General features: G+C 64.3%; 21 protein-coding genes. 11 read left to right on the forward strand and 10 right to left on the reverse strand.

Features of this window, described 5'->3' with window-relative positions:
• On the reverse strand, positions 1-918 hold the full coding sequence (locus EN851_RS18875) for a LysR substrate-binding domain-containing protein (protein WP_135929814.1): 918 nt from the start codon (positions 916-918) through the stop codon (positions 1-3).
• 119 nt (positions 919-1,037) lie between these two features.
• Here EN851_RS18875 and EN851_RS18880 point away from each other — a divergent pair, with 119 nt between their 5' ends.
• From EN851_RS18880 to EN851_RS18910, 7 genes are all read left to right on the forward strand, one after another.
• A complete protein-coding gene (locus tag EN851_RS18880) occupies positions 1,038-2,381 on the forward strand; it encodes an MFS transporter (protein WP_135929815.1) in 1,344 nt (447 codons plus the stop codon).
• Between the two features lie 91 nt (positions 2,382-2,472).
• The gene (locus EN851_RS18885; protein ID WP_135929816.1) at positions 2,473-3,657 is read left to right on the forward strand and encodes a cell wall hydrolase; all 1,185 of its coding nucleotides are present in this window, start codon (positions 2,473-2,475) and stop codon (positions 3,655-3,657) included.
• 257 nt (positions 3,658-3,914) lie between these two features.
• Complete coding sequence (locus EN851_RS18890) at positions 3,915-4,316, forward strand: AtpZ/AtpI family protein (protein WP_127281075.1); 402 nt, start codon at positions 3,915-3,917, stop codon at positions 4,314-4,316.
• Positions 4,317-4,400: 84 nt separating this feature from the next.
• Positions 4,401-5,159, forward strand: a complete 759-nt coding sequence (locus EN851_RS18895) for a F0F1 ATP synthase subunit A (protein ID WP_027142301.1) — start codon at positions 4,401-4,403, stop codon at positions 5,157-5,159.
• A gap of 83 nt (positions 5,160-5,242) precedes the next feature.
• Positions 5,243-5,467 (forward strand): F0F1 ATP synthase subunit C, encoded by a 225-nt coding sequence (locus EN851_RS18900; protein ID WP_013896722.1) that lies wholly within the window; start codon positions 5,243-5,245, stop codon positions 5,465-5,467.
• A 62-nt stretch (positions 5,468-5,529) separates the two neighbouring features.
• Positions 5,530-6,129 carry a F0F1 ATP synthase subunit B gene (locus tag EN851_RS18905; RefSeq protein WP_127280807.1) on the forward strand — a complete coding sequence of 200 codons (600 nt, stop codon included), beginning with the start codon at positions 5,530-5,532 and terminating at the stop codon, positions 6,127-6,129.
• Between the two features lie 10 nt (positions 6,130-6,139).
• A complete protein-coding gene (locus EN851_RS18910) occupies positions 6,140-6,631 on the forward strand; it encodes a F0F1 ATP synthase subunit B (protein ID WP_127280808.1) in 492 nt (163 codons plus the stop codon).
• Between the two features lie 289 nt (positions 6,632-6,920).
• On the opposite strand, the gene EN851_RS18915 is transcribed toward EN851_RS18910, so the two are convergent.
• Together EN851_RS18915 and EN851_RS18920 are read right to left on the reverse strand one after the other, a co-directional pair.
• Positions 6,921-7,616 (reverse strand): ribonuclease HII, encoded by a 696-nt coding sequence (locus EN851_RS18915; protein WP_127280809.1) that lies wholly within the window; start codon positions 7,614-7,616, stop codon positions 6,921-6,923.
• Positions 7,617-7,769: 153 nt separating this feature from the next.
• Positions 7,770-8,924: a PA0069 family radical SAM protein gene (locus tag EN851_RS18920; RefSeq protein ID WP_135929886.1), complete on the reverse strand. Its 1,155-nt coding sequence runs from the start codon at positions 8,922-8,924 to the stop codon at positions 7,770-7,772.
• A gap of 151 nt (positions 8,925-9,075) precedes the next feature.
• Here EN851_RS18920 and EN851_RS18925 point away from each other — a divergent pair, with 151 nt between their 5' ends.
• Positions 9,076-9,588, forward strand: coding sequence for a glycosyltransferase (locus tag EN851_RS18925; RefSeq protein WP_135929887.1), 513 nt, complete (start codon positions 9,076-9,078; stop codon positions 9,586-9,588).
• Between the two features lie 149 nt (positions 9,589-9,737).
• Positions 9,738-10,712 (forward strand): hypothetical protein, encoded by a 975-nt coding sequence (locus EN851_RS18930; RefSeq protein ID WP_135929817.1) that lies wholly within the window; start codon positions 9,738-9,740, stop codon positions 10,710-10,712.
• Positions 10,713-10,719: 7 nt separating this feature from the next.
• Here the strand turns inward: EN851_RS18930 and EN851_RS18935 are convergent, their stop codons facing one another.
• From EN851_RS18935 to EN851_RS18965, 7 genes are all read right to left on the reverse strand, one after another.
• The gene (locus EN851_RS18935; RefSeq protein ID WP_127277524.1) at positions 10,720-11,160 is read right to left on the reverse strand and encodes a hypothetical protein; all 441 of its coding nucleotides are present in this window, start codon (positions 11,158-11,160) and stop codon (positions 10,720-10,722) included.
• 138 nt (positions 11,161-11,298) lie between these two features.
• Positions 11,299-11,853 (reverse strand): molybdenum cofactor biosynthesis protein B, encoded by a 555-nt coding sequence (gene moaB / locus EN851_RS18940; RefSeq protein WP_135865283.1) that lies wholly within the window; start codon positions 11,851-11,853, stop codon positions 11,299-11,301.
• A 1-nt stretch (position 11,854) separates the two neighbouring features.
• A complete protein-coding gene (locus EN851_RS18945) occupies positions 11,855-12,742 on the reverse strand; it encodes a 4-(cytidine 5'-diphospho)-2-C-methyl-D-erythritol kinase (RefSeq protein WP_135929818.1) in 888 nt (295 codons plus the stop codon).
• Between the two features lie 26 nt (positions 12,743-12,768).
• Entirely contained in the window at positions 12,769-12,954 is a 186-nt protein-coding gene (locus tag EN851_RS18950) for a hypothetical protein (RefSeq protein WP_127277518.1), read from the reverse strand.
• Positions 12,955-13,037: 83 nt separating this feature from the next.
• Positions 13,038-13,901 carry a S49 family peptidase gene (locus EN851_RS18955; RefSeq protein WP_127277532.1) on the reverse strand — a complete coding sequence of 288 codons (864 nt, stop codon included), beginning with the start codon at positions 13,899-13,901 and terminating at the stop codon, positions 13,038-13,040.
• 78 nt (positions 13,902-13,979) lie between these two features.
• Positions 13,980-14,780 carry a methyltransferase gene (locus EN851_RS18960; RefSeq protein ID WP_127873083.1) on the reverse strand — a complete coding sequence of 267 codons (801 nt, stop codon included), beginning with the start codon at positions 14,778-14,780 and terminating at the stop codon, positions 13,980-13,982.
• Complete coding sequence (locus EN851_RS18965) at positions 14,780-15,004, reverse strand: DUF2007 domain-containing protein (RefSeq protein WP_091576439.1); 225 nt, start codon at positions 15,002-15,004, stop codon at positions 14,780-14,782. The genes EN851_RS18960 and EN851_RS18965 overlap by 1 nt, the downstream gene beginning before the upstream one ends.
• Positions 15,005-15,193: 189 nt before the next feature.
• On the opposite strand from EN851_RS18965, the gene EN851_RS18970 reads away from it, so the two are divergent.
• Both EN851_RS18970 and EN851_RS18975 read left to right on the forward strand, forming a co-directional pair.
• Positions 15,194-16,210, forward strand: coding sequence for a polyprenyl synthetase family protein (locus tag EN851_RS18970; RefSeq protein ID WP_135916266.1), 1,017 nt, complete (start codon positions 15,194-15,196; stop codon positions 16,208-16,210).
• Between the two features lie 107 nt (positions 16,211-16,317).
• Positions 16,318-16,986, forward strand: a complete 669-nt coding sequence (locus EN851_RS18975) for a GntR family transcriptional regulator (protein ID WP_135916267.1) — start codon at positions 16,318-16,320, stop codon at positions 16,984-16,986.
• Positions 16,987-17,067: the final 81 nt, after the last annotated feature.

Raw genomic sequence — 17,067 nt, forward strand, 5'->3', positions numbered from 1 at the left:
TCAGGCCGCGGCACGCAAGCCGGCGGTCCGCGTATTTTCCGGCAGGGCCTGCCGCGCCGCCTCCAGTAATATGTCGGCAAGGCGGGCCGCCACGGGCTCGGCTTCGGCATCCCGGCGATGCAGGAACAGCGCCATCTTGGGCAGCGCCGGCAGACCGGCGATTTCGGGCGTCATCGCACTGACGCTGGCCGGCAAGCCGATGTCGGTGCGGATCGTCAGCCCCAGCCCCGCGGCGACAGCCGCCCAGATGCCACCCAGACTGGGGCTCGAGAAGGCCATGCGCCAGGGCAGCCCGGCGCGGTCGAGCGTTTCAGTCGCGACCGTGCGCAGCAGACATGGCGCTTCGAGCGCCACCAGCGGCAGTGGCTCGCCGTCGCGCAGGCTCGTCTCGATGCGCTTGGCCGGACCGATCCAGCGCATCGGAACATCGGCGACATGCTCGCTATAGGGCAGCGTCTGGCCACAGTGCCAGGCAAGCGCGATGTCGAGGCTGCCTGACATCACCCTTTCGGCGAGGTCGTGGCTGCGCGCGATCCTGGCCTCGATCTTGACCTTGGGATGGGCTCGGGCAAATCGGCCCAGCACGTCCGGCAGCACGGCCTCGCCGAAATCCTCCTGCAGACCGAGCCGCACCCAGCCTTCCAGTTCGACGTCATGGATGGCCGCCGCCGCTTCGTCGTTCAAATCGAGCAGCCGGCGCGCATAGCCGAGCATGGTCTCGCCGGCCTCGGTCAGCGCCAGGCCGCGCCCCACTTTGCGGAAGATCGGCGTCGCTGCCTGTTCTTCCAGTTTCTTCAATTGCGCGCTGACCGCCGAGGTCGACCGGCCAAGCCGGTCGGCGGCCTTGGCGAAGCTGCCCAGCTCCATGCCGGTGACGAAACTTCTGAGGACGTCGAGGTCGAATGTCACCCGTTGCATCGTAATGTCCTGTTTTTCAGGATTGATCGTCAAAAACTTCCTTATTTTAAGGACGGATTTATGGCGATAGAGAGATGCCGTCAAGGCCTGAGACACCGGCCCGCAACGGGAATGAAATCATGTCCGCCATCGACTGTGCAGATCAACAGCCACCACAAATCCTGCAAGGCAGCGCTGCCAGCCCTGCCGGCAGAGTGTTCGGCCCCAACCACCGGTGGAAGGTCCTGGGCATCGGGGTTGCCGCGAATGCCGGTTTTTCGGCCACTTTCTCGGGCATACCGGCAACGGCGGTGGTGCTTCGCCAGAGCTATCACCTGGGCAATGCCGAACTCGGCCTGGCACTCGGCCTTCTTGGGCTGGGGGTTGCGCTCAGCGAATTGCCATGGGGTCTGCTCACCGATCGCTGGGGAGATCGCCGCGTGCTTCTGATCGGGCTTGGCGCGACGGCGGCCTGGCTCCTGGCCATGGCGATGCTGGTCGTGCCGACAATGTCAGGCATTCCCGATGTCATGCTGCTGGCGGCAAGCCTGCTCGTCACGGGACTGCTCGGCGGCAGTGTCAATGGTTCGAGCGGCCGCGCTATCATGGCCTGGTTCCGCGAGAATGAGCGCGGTTTCGCCATGAGCATCAGGCAGACGGCGGTGCCGCTCGGCGGCGGCCTCGGCGCGCTCGTCCTGCCTTCGCTTGCCCTGGCTTTCGGTTTTGCTGCGGTATTCGGGCTTCTGGCGGCAGTATCCGCTCTCTCCGCACTGTTTGCCTGGCGTTGGCTGCACGAACCGCCGCCGGCGGGTGAAGCCCACGCCGTCTTATCGGATGGACCGGCTCCGTTGCGCAACATCGAGGTCTGGCGCATCTCGACCGCGATCGGCTTGCTCTGCTTTCCGCAAGTGGCGGTCCTCACTTTCGCGTCGGTGTTCCTGCACGACTTCGCCGGGCTTGGCACGACGGCGATCAGCGCGAGCCTCGCCGCTGTACAAGTCGGCGCCATGGTCATGCGCGTCTGGAGCGGCCGCTTTACCGACCGCCACGGCAACCGCCGTCAGTTTCTTCGCTTGTGCAGTGCGCTCAGCGCGCTGGCCTTCGTGGTGCTCTGGTTGCTGGTTCTGGCCGTTCCCGCAATGCCTGCCAGCCAATCCTTCCTGATCGCCGTCCTGCCCTTGGTGCTTGTCGTCGCCGGCATCTCGGTCTCCGCCTGGCACGGCGTTGCCTATACCGAACTTGCCACGCTGGCCGGTGCCGGCCATGTCGGAACGGCACTCAGCCTTGCCAACAGCTTTGTCTTCGTCGGCTTCTTCCTCGTCCCGGTGGCCATTCCAGGGCTGCTGCACCTCTGGTCATGGCCCGGCGTCTGGCTGTCGGCCGCCGCCTGCGCCCTGGTTGCCTGGCCGATCTTCCTGAAGCGGGCCTGTGCGCTCCCGCCGCAAAACCGCCGGACTTCGAAGCCACGACCTCCAGCCGGCTGAGAAAACCCGACCGATCCCGTTAACGTCCCATCAAGGTTAATGCATCATTTTGCTCTCCAGTGGGGTCAGTAGCGTTCCTGGAGAGAGTTCCGTGCATCGACGTGTCTTGACGCGGCTGGCCGCCGCCGCCGGTGAGAAGAAACGCGGCCTTGTGTCTCCGTTCATCATCGGCCTCGGCATCTGGATCGGCTTTCCGACCGTCGCCGCCTACCAGGACATGACAAGCCTTGTATCCGGCCTCGAAGCGCCGACCGCCCGCTGGAACTCCTATGTCGAGAAATCCGTCGCCGGCTCGGTCCACGCCGCCGAGATGCCGTTCGTCGATTCCGACGTCACCGGCTCGATCTCGGGTTCCGGCGTTCGCCTTCCCGGTATCGGCTCCGTCTCGTTCCGCGGCAAGGGCGGCAAGGTCAGCGGGTCGCCCGACGAGGATCGGGTCGTGCGCGCCGACAAGAAGGGCCGCATCGTCCAGGTCTCTCCGGTGGCGCCGCCGAAGAACTTCAATGCCGGCTCGATCTTCCAGCGGACCTCCTCGCTGATGCGGCCGAGCATGGACAGCGGCTTGAAAATGGCCTTCGCCAAGCCTCAGATCAAAGGCAAGGAAATCCAGATCGCCGCCGCATTCCACGCGCGTGAAGACAAGAAGCCGGATCCCGGCGTGCCGGCCATGCTCGCCGCCCTCGTCAACAACGACCACCCCGATGTGCTGGCGACCGCCTACGCACAATCCGAGCCGGACTACGCCAAGGCTTCACCCTTTGAAGCCCTGCTTCAGGACGAGCAGCCCAACAGCGGCCGCTTCATTCCGCCGATGGCCAAGGGCGACCACGCCTGGATCCAGAATCCGCTTCCGGCCAGCGTCTTCTCCAAGCCGGAGCAGAAATGCCTGGCCAACGGCATCTATTTCGAGGCACGCGGCGAAACCGTGCGCGGTCAGGCCGCCGTCGCCCAGGTTATCCTCAACCGGGTCCGCAATCCCGCCTATCCCAATTCGATCTGCGGCGTCGTCTACCAGAACGACAGCTGGTTCAACCGCTGTCAGTTTTCATTCGCTTGCGACGGCAGAAAGAAGCGCATCGACAACCCCGTCGCCTACAAGACCGCGCAAGACATCGGCATGGCCGTCACCGCTGGCAAGATCTTCATTCCGGAGGTGGGATCGTCAACACATTACTACGCCAACTATGTCCATCCCGGCTGGGCGCGCACGATGCAGAAGATGACCAAGATCGGCCTGCATATCTTTTACCGGACCTATGGTGGCGGCTGGAGCTGAGCCGACCGCCGGGCGCCTCTCTTTTCGGGCGGTCGCACGGTCGATCGGAGAGCCATTGCCCGGGGGATTCGCGCAACGCATCCCTCCGATCGCCGCGGGCACGATGTCGCACCTTTCTAATCCTTTGATTTTACTATTTAAAATACACAGCGCGGAACTTCCCTCCGTGGCTTGACGGGCGCAAACCCTCTAACTATGTTGCCGGCGACTTTAGAAGCGGACGGACGGTGACGGTCTGCCCGGGCAGGGGGGTTGCGATGGCCGAGAAAAAAGGGCCAGACGGAACCGGAGAAACCGGCCGCGGCAAAGAGCATGACGCCGAAATCCGCGACGACGATCTTGAGCGACGTCGGCGTGAACTTGGAGCATCGCTTGCGACAAGGCTGCCGAACCGGCTCGAGGGGAAAGACGACGCGAAACCAGTGACCGGATACGGTCAGGCGATCAAACTATCCAGCGAGTTTATCGCCGGGGTGGTCGTGGGCGCCGGCATCGGCTGGATCATCGACCGTATGGCGGGGACATCGCCGTGGGGTCTGATCGTTTTCCTGCTGCTTGGTTTTGGCGCCGGCGTGCTCAATGTCATGCGTTCGGCTGGCGTTGTGGCGGAATTCGGACAAGGCGCGAAGCCGCGCCGTGACCGGGACGACGGCAAATGACCGCCCTTCAGGCGGCATTTGGAAATAGCCGCTTCCATGCGGCAAGGTAATTTTGGCCGTACGCGGCATTGACGGAGTTTGAACGTGGCAGCTGACAAGGTCGATCCGATCCACCAGTTCCATATCAACAAGCTGATACCGATCGAGATCGGCGGCTATGACCTGTCTTTCACCAATTCCGCCCTGTTCATGGTCGCCACCGTGGTTGTCGCCGCGGCGTTCCTGTTCCTGACGACGTCGAGCCGCAGCCTGGTTCCAGGCCGGCTGCAGTCGGTCTCCGAAATGGCTTATGAATTCGTCGGCAACATGCTGCGTGACGCCGCCGGCACGCAGGGCATGAAGTTCTTCCCCTTCGTGTTCTCGCTGTTCATGTTCGTGCTGGTCGCCAATCTGCTCGGCCTGTTTCCCTATTTCTTCACGGTCACCAGCCACATCATCGTCACCTTCGGCCTCGCGGCCCTGGTGATTGGAACCGTGGTGGTCTACGGCTTCATGAAGCATGGTCTTGGTTTCCTCAAGCTGTTCGTGCCGCATGGCGTGCCGGTGTTCCTGCTGCCGCTGGTGGTGCTGATCGAGGTCATTTCCTTCGTGTCGCGCCCGGTCAGCCTCTCGGTTCGTCTGTTCGCCAACATGCTTGCCGGCCACATCACGCTCAAGGTTTTCTCCGGGTTCGTCGTCAGCCTCTCCGCGCTGGGCGCGGTCGGCGTGGCGGGTTCGATCCTGCCGTTGGCTATGGCGGTGGCGCTGACGGCGCTTGAACTGCTGGTCGCCTTCCTGCAGGCCTACGTCTTTGCCGTATTGACCTGCATGTATCTCAACGACGCCCTGCATCCCGGGCACTGAGGCAAGAGTTCCGGCCAAGAGTTTTCAACATTGGTGCCGGATGAAATCGCAACGGAATTTTCAGATCCAAAGGAGTTGAACAAATGGACGCAGAAGCAGCAAAGTACATCGGCGCCGGCATTGCTTGCCTGGGCATGGGTGGCGCGGGCATTGGCCTGGGTAACATCTTCGGCAGCTACCTCTCGGGCGCGCTGCGCAACCCTTCGGCTGCCGACGGCCAGTTCGGCCGCCTGATTTTCGGCTTCGCCGTGACCGAAGCTCTGGGCATCTTCTCGCTTCTCATCGCGCTGCTGGCCCTGTTCGGCTGAGTACTGAGAAGATTGGACAGGCCGGCCGCGCAAGCGGCGGGCCTGATATCTGGGGATAGTCCATGTTCGTGACATCTGCCTTCGCGCAAGAGTCCGCGCCATCAGCCGACACCAGCCACGCTGCGACCGGAGGCGACACGCATTCCGGCACCAGCGTGCCTGCCGAAGCGCACGGCACGTTTCCGCCATTCAATCCGGAGACGTTTCCGTCGCAGCTTCTGTGGCTGGCGATTACGTTCGGGCTGTTCTACCTCTTCCTGAAGCGGGTCGTGATGCCGCGCGTCGGGGGCATCATCGATGTCCGCAACGACCGCATCAGCCAGGATCTCGACCAGGCTGCCAAGTTGAAGGGCGAGGCAGACGCCGCCGTTGCCGCTTACGAGCAGGAACTGGCGGAAGCCAAGAAGAACGCGAACTCGATCGGCCAGCAAGCCAACGATGCGGCCAAGGCGGAAGCCGATACCGCGCGCAAGAAGATCGAGGCTGCGCTCGACGGGAAGCTTGGCGAGGCCGAGGCACGCATTGCTTCCATCAAGGCCAATGCCATGAAGGAAGTCGGCAGCATTGCCGAGGATACCGCTTCGGCGATCGTCGAGGCACTCGTTGGCGGCAAGGCCAGCAAGGCCGAGATCGCGGCCGCGGTCAAATCCGTGGCCCGGTGAGGAGCGCATCATGGACGCTACATCTCTCGCAACGCTCTGGGCCACGATTGCCCTGATCATCTTCCTGGCGATCGCCGTCTACATCAAGGTGCCCGGCATGATCGCCAAGGCGCTCGACGCCCGCGCCGCCAGGATCAGCAGTGAGCTCGACGAGGCACGCAAGCTGCGCGACGAGGCCCAGCAATTGCTTGGCCAGTACAAGAAGAAGCGCAAGGAAGCCGAGCAGGAGGCTGCCGACATTGTCGCGGCCGCCAAGCGCGAGGCCGAACTGCTGGCCGCCGAGGCCCACAAGAAGACCGAGGACTATGTCGCCCGGCGCACCGCGCTTGCCGAACAGAAGATCGGCCAGGCCGAGCGCGAAGCGATCGGCGAAGTGCGCGCCAGCGCCGTCGACATCGCTGTCGAGGCGGCACGCGCATTGCTCGCCGCCAAGGTTGACGCCAAGGCCGGAGCCGACCTGTTCAAGTCCGCGCTGCAGGACGTGAAGGCGAAGCTGAACTGAGCTGACAACATCAAGCAAATCAAAAGCCGCCCGGGGAACCTGGCGGCTTTTTTGTTGTGCGGTGTGTTGACGCCGCCAATCTCCCCCCTCGTGGGGGAGATGCCCGGCAGGGCAGAGGGGGGCGCGAAGGATCGCCGGCGTTCGATTCTTTATCCGTCGCACCGGCTGAGAAGTATCGGGCGAATCTGATCGCAATGAACTGACAGGTCGGCGGGACAGCGCCCCTCTGTCCTGCCGGACATTTCCCCCACGAGGGGGAGATCGGCTGTAGTTCGGCGCCGCTTTCGCCTCACTCCAGCCCGGCCAAGCTCTCTTCCTCAACCACCTCGACACCCCCAAGCCTGAACGGCGCAAACGAGGTGCGGTGCAGCCGCGCCACCGGCCCGTGCGCCTCGATCGCCGTGCGATGCCGGGCCGTGGCGTAACCCATATGGACTTCGAAGCCGTAACGATCGTGATGATTGCCGCAGCCACACATCATGCGGTCGCGCATGACCTTGGCCACGATCGAGGCGGCGGCGATCGATTGCGAGCGCTGGTCGCCCTTGATCAGCGCGCGCCCTTCGCAGGGCAGTCCCGGCGGCACGTCGCGCCCATCGGCGAGTGCGAGCTTTGCCTGAACCGGCAGCCCGACCAGCGCGCGGCGCATCGCTTCGAGGCTCGCCTTGAGGATGTTGCTGCCATCGATACCCTCCGCGCTGATCGACGCCATCGAGACGCCGAGCGCGGAACCGAGGATGCGCAGGAACAGCGCTTCGCGCTGCAAGTGGCTAAGCCGCTTTGAATCGTCGAGTCCTTCGGGAATGTTGGCGGGGTCGAGCACCACTGCTGCCGCGACGACCGGACCCGCCAGCGGGCCACGACCGGCTTCGTCCATCCCCGCGACCGGCCATAACCCATCGGCCATCGCCTTCGTCTCGAAGGAGAAATCGGGTTTCTCGACGATTTCGAAGAGAAGCGGAGAATCAGAACGCGCGCGAGCCATGTTGCGGCGAGGTTCGCATCGGCTCCGATTCTCCGCAAGTCCCTCCGGGTCGGGTGGGGCGCCGGACCGGGAGGGCACCGTCTGCAGGCCGGGGCAGGCCGGACGGGATTATTGGCCGCAGCGGTCATGAACAGCCGCGGCGATTTTCAATTTTCAGAGCAGCATCAACTGCTCCTGGTCCTTGCCGGCGGCCACGAACTGGTCAGTCCGCAGCGTGCGCCGCTCCGCATTGAGGCCGAGCCGCTTGGCGGTGATTTCGAAGCGCCGGCCGATCTGCCAGGCATAGGGGCCGGCGCCCTTCATGCGCTTGCCCCATTCCGAATCGTAGTCCTTGCCGTCGCGCATCGAACGGATCAACGACATGACGTGGCGATAGCGGTCGGGATAGTGACGCAGCAGCCAGTCCTTGAAGATCGGGCTGACCTCCAGCGGCAGGCGCAGCACCACATAGCCAGCCTCGCGCGCCCCAGCATGGTGTGCCGAGTCGAGGATGCGTTCCATCTCCTGGTCGGTCAGGCCCGGAATGACCGGCGCCACCATCACCGAAGCCGGAATGCCGGCATCCGAAAGCTGCCTGATCGCTTCCAGCCGCTTGGTCGGCGTCGAGGCGCGGGGTTCCATCGTCCTGGCCAGCATGCGGTCGAGCGTCGTCACCGACAGCGCCACCTTGGCGAGCCCGCGCTCGGCCATGCGCGACAGAATGTCGATGTCGCGCACCACCAGGGCCGATTTGGTGACGATGCCGACCGGATGACCGCGTGCCTCCAGCACTTCGAGGATCTCGCGCATGATCCGGTACTGCTTCTCGATCGGCTGGTAGGGATCGGTGTTGGTGCCGATGGCGATGGTGCGGGGCTGGTAGCCGTCCTTCGACAACTCCTTGTCGAGCAGGCGTGCCGCGTCCGGCTTGGCGAACAGCTTGGATTCGAAATCCAGGCCCGGCGACAGGCCCATGAACGAGTGTGTCGGCCGCGCGAAGCAATAGACGCAGCCGTGCTCGCAACCGCGATAGGGATTGATCGACCGGTCGAAGGAGATGTCCGGCGATTCGTTGCGGGTGATGATGGTGCGCGGCTTCTCCACCTGCACTTCGGTCTTGAACGGGGGCAGTTCCTCCAGCGAACTCCAGCCGTCGTCGAAGACATGTCGGCTCACAGGTTCGAACCGGCCGGACGGATTGATGCCTGCCGACCGGCCACGGTTGCGGTCCGGACGGACCCGCATGCCGCTCTGCTCGATCATCGCGTTGGCCATTTCGGCTCGTCCTGCTCCGAAGGCTGCAATGTCGGCGCGCATGATCGGTTCCATCTTCGCCCGCTCCCAGGGACTGTCCATGTTCTGTCGAATCGCTCTGCTCATGGAAATTATTCCTATTTTGTTGATGAGAACAAAGCAAGAACTTTTTATGGTGCGGCGCAAAAACTGGCGTCGGCCAGCGCTTTCCGCTATTCGGCTCATGATGCTCAGTGTTCTCATCGAAACGCATAATGACGAGGAGGGTCTCGCCCGCACGCTGGCGACGCTGATCGGCGGCGCGGTCGAGGGCGTGGTGCGCGATGTCGTCGTCTGCGACACCGGCTCCACCGACCACACGCATCGCGTGGCCGAGCATGCTGGCTGCCACTATGTGGGGAGCGGCGGCATCGCCGCCGGCATCCGCCAGGCCAAGGGTGATTGGCTGCTGTTTCTCGAACCGGGTGCGAGGCTGGTGGAGGGCTGGATCGACGCGGTTGTCGCCCATACCGCCAGGCAGACAATGGCCGCCCGGTTCTCGCGGGCGCGGGGCAGCCGTCCGCCGTTCCTGGCCCGGGTCTTTTCGGCAAACCGTGCGCTCGCCGACGGACTGGTGATCAGCAAGCGGCAGGCGGCATCTCTGTCCAAGAGTGCCGGCAGCGCCGAGGCGTTGGCGCGCGGTCTGGCGACAAAGAAGCTCGACGCCGAGATCTGGGCGGCGCCGCCGAGGCAGAGGTGATTTTTTGCGGCTGCTCTGTCCATTGTGCGTTGCACAAAAACTGACGCGCGGGTAACTTTCCGACAAGGCGGGTGAATTGGGTTTGGGTCATGCCGGAACGGCAGGCTCCGACATTGCGTCGGCGCTGCATCATACCCTTGAGGATCCCCATGAACCTTTCGACCACTGACAAGTCCGGCACTGCCAGTCTCGAGGCCATTGCACGCAATGGCAGCCTGCTGCGCCGCATCGCCGTGCGCATCCCGACCTATCTGAAGGACCTGCGCGAAAACCCTGCCTGGCTGCCGATGTTCGTTCTGGCGCGTACCATGCCCGGGCGCCGGATGCATTGGCTGGGCGCGAAGCGCGCTCGTCCGGCCGACAATGCCGGGGACACGATGTTCAGGGGCGTTCAGCGCGAGGCCGTCGTCGGCGCGTTGCGGTCGGACGGGCTGTTCTCGGGGCTGATCCTGCCGCCTGATATCCACGAGGAGATTGCCAGCTTCGCCCGGCGCACGCCCTGCTACGGCAATTTCGACCGCCGGCTCGAATTCGTGCCCGGCGAACATGCCGAAGCCGAAGAGCGCCTTGGCCGCTCATTGCTGAGCGGCCATTATTTCGAACGCATCCTCGACTGCCCGGCGGCACTCGCCATACAGCGCGACCCGCTGCTGCTCGACATCGCCGCGCACTATCTCGGCGCTCAGGCGAAACTCATCACGACACGCGTCTGGTGGAGTTTTCCTACCGGCGAGGCGTCCGACGCCGACAAGAACCTTGCCTCGCTCGGCAAGTATCATTTCGATCTCGATGACTGGCGGATGTTGAAATTCTTTTTCTACCTCAAGCCCGTCGACGCCGAGACCGGTCCGCATGTCTATGTCAGGGGAAGCCACAGGCGCCGCGCCATAAGGCATCAGCTCACCCTTCTCGTCGGCCATCCCGCCAAGGATGTGCTGGACGTGTATGGCGAGCAGAGCCCGGTGACCCTGACCGGAGAGGCTGGCCTCGGCTTCGTCGAAGACCCCTTCGGTTTCCACATGGGCACGGTGCCGGCACGCACGCCACGGCTGATGATGGAAGTTGGCTTCGGCGTCTCCAAGCCGTCGCGCCGTCGTTTCCATGGCGAGCCGGTCATCCGCTGAAGGCAGGTCAGGCGAAGCTCATCTCGACCGGCATCCAGCGAAGGCGACGCCTGGCTTGCCGCTCAGCTCTGTTTTCCCAGTCGAAGTCGACCAGGACCGATTCTCCGGTGAACGCCCTGTGATCGTCCAGGGCGTTGACGATCAGGATGGCCCTGGCCTCGTCATTTTCCCCGGCGATCGCGGCGGCATAGACGCCGCATTCTCGGCAAATCAGATAGTCGGCGGTCTCCAGTCCGAACCGGTATTTGCGCAATCGCCTTGCGTCCTTGACCGAGATGATCAGCCTGCCGTCAGGATCGGCGACGGCGCGCGCGCCATGCTTTGTGCAGAACGAGCATTGGCAGGCGCGGACTTCGATTTGCGATGGATCCAGCTCGGTCGAAAATCGCAGGCGTATATTGCCGCAATGGCACCCACCAGTGTGCATGGTTCCAGTTTGCACGGCCATATCTGCCTTCTCGTGAACGGTAGGGATCGCCCACGAAGATACTGTCTCCGGCATCCGGTTTGGAATGGCCGTTCGAAGGCGCCCGGCGCTGTTCTGCCTGGCGAACACGGCGTGAAGTCGGCACTTTGCCTAGGCTTTTTAAGGGGCTGATTTGCCGCGCCGCAGATGTTCGTCCAGGCGCGGCATGATCTCGACGAAGTTGCAAGGCATGTGCCGGTAGTCGAGCTGTGCCTCGATGATGCCGTCCCAGGCGTCCTTGCAGGCACCGGGCGAGCCCGGCAGCACGAAGACGAAGGTGGCGTTGACGACGCCGCCGGTCGCCCGGCTCTGGATCGTCGAGGTGCCGATCTTGTCGTAGGAGATGCGGTGGAACACTTCCGAAAAGCCGTCCATGCGCTTTTCGAAAATCGGCTCCAGCGCCTCGGGCGTCACATCGCGGCCGGTGAAGCCGGTTCCGCCGGTGGTGATCACGACGTCGATGGCCTTGTCCCGCGACCACGCCAGGACGGTGTCGCGGATCTTTTCGCGGTCGTCGGTGACGATGTCGCGGCCGGCCAGGATGTGGCCGGCCGCGGTGATGCGATCGGCCAGCGTCTGGCCGGACTTGTCCTCGGCGAGGCTGCGTGTGTCGGAAACCGTCAGCACCGCGATGCGCACCGGAATGAAGGCACGGCTCTCGTCAGTCCTGGCCATCTCACTCAGCCTCCGATGCCATGCTGCGCGTTGCCGCGACGAACCAGTCGGGCTGGCGGCCGCGGATCTCGGCCGCCGCGCGCTTGGCGACATTGCCGGTCTCGAACAGGCCGAAGCACGTCGCGCCCGATCCGGACATTCGTGAAAAACCCGATCCAGCCTTATCAAGCCATGAAAGCGCCCTGCCTATGGCGGGCTGCATCGCAAGGGCTGGCTGCTCGAGATCGTTGCGGGTCACCTCCAGCCAGTTGCGCAGGCTGTGAAACTCGATGCTGCGCGGCAGCGGCGGCAGTGGCTCATTGTCGCGACGGGACAGTGAAGCGAAGATTTCCGCTGTCGAGACGGGCGTTCCCGGATTGACCAGCACCAGACCCAGCGCCGAAAAATCCGGCACCATCGACAGCTCCTCACCGATGCCGCGCGCCACCAGCGGCTTTGCCGCCAGGCACATCGGCACGTCGGCGCCTAGCGAAAGACCGATCCGCGCCAGCTCGGTGCTGTCGATGTCCAGGCCCCAGCTCTCCGCCAGCCCGCGCAGCACGGCCGCCGCGTCGCTCGACCCTCCGCCCACGCCGGACGCGACCGGAAGGTTCTTTTCGAGCCTGATGGTCACGGGCGGCGTGCTCCGAATGCCGGCGGCCTGCCGCAACGCATCGCGTGCCTTCAGCACCAGATTGCCGCCATCGAGCGGGACGTCCGCCGCATAGCGGCCGGACACGCTGAAATCGTCGGCTTCAGCCGGCGCGATCTCGATCCTGTCGCCAAAGCGCGTGAACACAGCCAGGCTTTGGATGAGATGGTAACCGTCGGGGCGCCTGCCGGTGACGTGCAAAGCAAGATTTATCTTGGCGGGTGCCGCCCAGGTCCGGACACGCGGACCGGATTCCACAGTCTCTATTGCGAGTGAAATGAGGGTCAGTCCTTGGCCAGCCGGTATTCGCCGGTCTTCGGATCCTTGACCAGCGTTCCCATCGCGCCGTTGGCCGCCTGTTTTTCGGTCCGCCGCACCTTGGCCGTCACGCGCTCGGCCTCGCGCAGGAAGGTGCGGTAGCCGAAATAGGCGGCGACGCCGACGACGGCGAAGAAAATGAGCTGCGGCATGTCAAAACTCCTACCACGCTGGGCCGGTAAGGGCGGCCGGTCGGGTCTTTCGGGCAACCATGCTAGACGCTTTCATGGCTTTTTCAAAGCCCGAAGCGCGCCCACAATGCGCGCTCTTCCGCCGCATCGATGACGCCGCTGGCGGCAGCCGCGGCGATATCGGGCGCTGAAAAGCCCTTGTTCGAGCCGAACAGGCCGAAGCGGCCGAGGAAACCGCGCGGCGCCGAGACCAGCCTGAGCTGGGTCTTCGGCCCGAAGCGGGTCTTCAGCACCGTGCGCATGTCGCCGAGTGCATCCACGAGGCCGAGTTCCAGGCCTCGCTTGCCGGTCCAGAACAGCCCGGTGAACAGATCCGGATCGTCCTTGAGCTTCGTGCCGCGCCGCTCCTTGACCAGATCGATGAAAGTCTCGTGCACTTCGAGCTGCAGCGCTTTCAGCCGCTCGACGTCTTCCTTCTTCTCCGGCTTGAACGGGTCGAGCACCGCCTTGTTCTGGCCGGCGGTGTGGACGCGCCGCTCGATGCCGATCTTCTTCATCAGCTCCGGAAAACCGAACGAGGCCGACACCACGCCGATCGAGCCTACGATGGACGATGGGTCGGCGAAGATCTCGTCGCCGGCGACAGCGATCATGTAGCCGCCGGAGGCCGCGACATCCTCGACGAAGACCAGCACCTTTTTATTCTTCTCGACCGCAAGGTCATGAATGCGCTTGAAGATCAGTCGCGACTGCACCGGCGAGCCGCCGGGGGAGTTGATCGAGATCGCGACCGCCGGCGCGTCGAAGGAAAACGCCTTTTCGATCAGTCCGGCGGTGGACGCAAGCGACAGGCTCGGCCGGAACTGGCCGCCGCCGGCCATGATGGTGCCGTGCAGCCGGATGACCGGAACGGTGACGACGGTGGAGCGCCAGGACTTCGGCAGCAGACGGTTGAAAAGACGTTTCACGATGACGTGGTCTCCGGCGGTGGTTGCAGGCATGTAGGGATTTCCCGGCCAACGGCAATGTGCAGGGCCGCGAACAGCTCAATCTCCGAACAGCGAGGCGAGCCCGTTGGTGATCATTTCGCTGCGCTCGTCGGGGCCGTTGCCCGATCGCGCGTGAAGCATCAGGGGCGGACGGATGGCGAGCTTTCCCCGTGCCCCAAGTGCTGCCCGCACGACAATGCGGATTGCCGCTGCGTCCGGGCGAGGGTGCACGGCGAGCATCTCGGCTTCGCCGAAGCGGCCTGAAATCGCGTCGAGAATGGAGCCGAGCTGTTCGGGCCGGGCGATGACGGCAAGTCCGCCGCGCGGCCTGACAACCGCCGCCGCGCTGCGGATCCAGTTTTCGAACAGCCCGTCCTCCATGACATGGGCTTCCTTTCTTAGCTGCTCGGGAGTGGCGCGGTCCCGTGCGGCGTTGAAAGGCGGGTTCATGATGACGAAGTCGAAATCATTGTCGGCAAGGCCGGCGGCGGCCCGGGCCCGACCCGACACGGTGACATCCGCCACAAGCACGGCCGCGCGATCGCTGAGATGTGCATTGCCGGGATGGGCAAGCGTGGCCGCCGCGAAGGCCGCCATCTCGGGCGCGCGTTCGACCAGCACAGCCTGGGCGCCCGGACAGCGCGACAGCACCGCCAGACCGGCAGCACCGGCGCCGGCTCCGAAATCGGCGAGCCGTCCGCCAAAGGAGGATGGCACGGACGCGGCCAGCATCATCGCATCCATCCCGGCGCGATGGCCGCCATGCTTGGGCTGCACCAGCCAGAACCGGCCGCGGTGGAAGGCATCGACCGTATGGGCCGGCGCATCCGTGGCAAGGGCGGCTGGCGCGGCCGACATTATTTCCCCCGGATCTCGTTTGCGATGCCGGCATCGGTCAGGATGCGGCGCGCGGCGTCGGCCTGGTCGGCATCGACCATGATGCGCCGCGGCAGGATACCGAGCGAGCCGTCGAGCACGCTCATGTTCTGGTCGGCGACGAAGCAGCCGATGCCGGCATCGCGCATCAGCGATTCGACAAAGGAGATGATGACGGCGTCGTTGGTGCGGATGAGTTCTATCATCGCAAGAAACTCGCAGGTTGCAGCGTGCATGTAAACGTGCGGCCGCATTCCCGCATTTCCCGGCGTTGACACGCTGTCGCCGCCGCCGCGCCAATTCGCCACTTGCCGTGCCCGTGTCCGCCGCCCTAGAGTCCATGCCGGGACTAAGGGTGCCGTCGCACGCGTTATACCAAGACGGGAGTGATTGTCGTGGGTGTCGTTCTCAACATTGAAAACGGGAAGCGGGAGCCCGCCTCCATCAAGGATCTGATCGATCTGACGGCGACCGATATGGGGCGCGTCAACGAGCTGATCCTGTCCAAGGCCGGCTCCGACGTCGAGATGATTCCCGAGGTTGCCAACCACCTGATCTCGTCCGGCGGCAAGCGGCTGAGACCAATGCTGACGCTGGCCGCGGCGCAGATGTTCGGCTATGCCGGCGAAGGCCATGTCAAGCTCGCCACTTCGGTCGAGTTCATGCATACGGCCACGCTCCTGCACGACGACGTCGTCGATGAAAGCGGCATGCGGCGCGGCAAGAAGACCGCCCGCATGATCTGGGGCAACCAGGCCAGCGTGCTGGTCGGCGATTTCCTGCTCGGCCAGGCCTTCCGCATGATGGTCGACGTCGGCTCGCTCGAAGCGCTCGACATCCTGTCAAGCGCAGCTTCGATCATCGCCGAGGGCGAGGTGATGCAGCTTGCCGCCGCCAAGAACCTCGAAACCACGGAGGACGAGCACTTCGCCGTCATCAAGGCAAAGACCGCCGCGCTGTTTTCGGCCGCCGCCGAGGTTGGCCCGGTCATCGCCCAGGCGACCCGCAACGATCGCGCGGCGCTGCGCTCCTACGGCATGAATCTCGGTCTTGCCTTCCAACTCATCGACGACGCGCTGGACTATGGCGGCACCAGCAAGGATCTCGGCAAGAATGTCGGCGACGATTTCCGCGAGGGCAAGGTGACCTTGCCGGTCATCCTCGCCTACCGGCGCGGCAGCAAGGCCGAACGCACCTTCTGGAAGCGCGCCATCGAGGACAATGTCGTCGATGACGCCGGACTGGAAAAAGCGATCGGCCTGATGACCCGCCACGGCGCCATTGCCGACACCATCGGGCGCGCCCGCCATTTCGGCGAGATCGCCCGCGACGCACTGGCGCCGCTGGAAGAGACGCCGCAGAAATCGGCGCTGATCGACGTCATCGACTTCTGCATCAGCCGGGTGAACTGAGAAGACCGGCTTCACGGGGCTCCTACCGGCTGCGCCAGTGGAGAGACGCCTGTGAATTCGCCCCTTCCGTCTCGACAAGCGGCCTTGCCGCAAATTATCTATAAATCATGGCAAAGGGCACGGACGACACCATAGCGGTGCGCATCAGCAAGGTACTGGCGGACCGCATCATCTCCGGCGCGATCGAGCCGGGGGCGAGGCTGCGGCAGGATCATGTCGCCGAGGAATTCAACACCAGCCATGTCCCCGTGCGCGAGGCGTTCCGCCGCCTCGAGGCGCAGGGCCTGGCCGTCAGTGAGCCGCGCCGTGGCGTGCGCGTCGCTGCCTTCGATCTGGGCGAGGTCAAGGAAGTCGCCGAAATGCGGGCCGCACTCGAAGTGCTGGCACTGCGCCACGCCGCGCCGCACCTGACTTCGGCCATTCTCGACCAGGCCGAGGAGGCGACCAAGGCCGGCGACAAATCCCGCGACGTCAGGTCGTGGGAGGAGGCCAATCGTGCCTTTCACCGGCTGATCCTCGCACCATGCGGCATGCCGCGCCTGCTTGCCACCATCGACGACCTCCACGCGGCAAGCGCCCGCTTCCTGTTCGCGGCATGGCGCTCGGAATGGGAGACGCGCACCGATCAGGACCACCGGGCGATCCTCACCGCCTTGCGGCAGGGAAATACCGAATCCGCCGCGGCAACACTGGGACGGCATGTCCAATGGATTGGCCGCAAGCCGATCAGGACAGCCTCCGGCGCCACGCGCGAAGCCTTCGCGATCGTGGGGTAAGCGACCTTTTCCCAAGCCCGGGCTTGCTATCGGTCCAAAAATGTGGATTCGATAATAGATCGAATGCAGAAATTATCTATA

This window comes from Mesorhizobium sp. M8A.F.Ca.ET.208.01.1.1 (assembly GCF_004791315.1).
Taxonomy (GTDB): domain Bacteria; phylum Pseudomonadota; class Alphaproteobacteria; order Rhizobiales; family Rhizobiaceae; genus Mesorhizobium.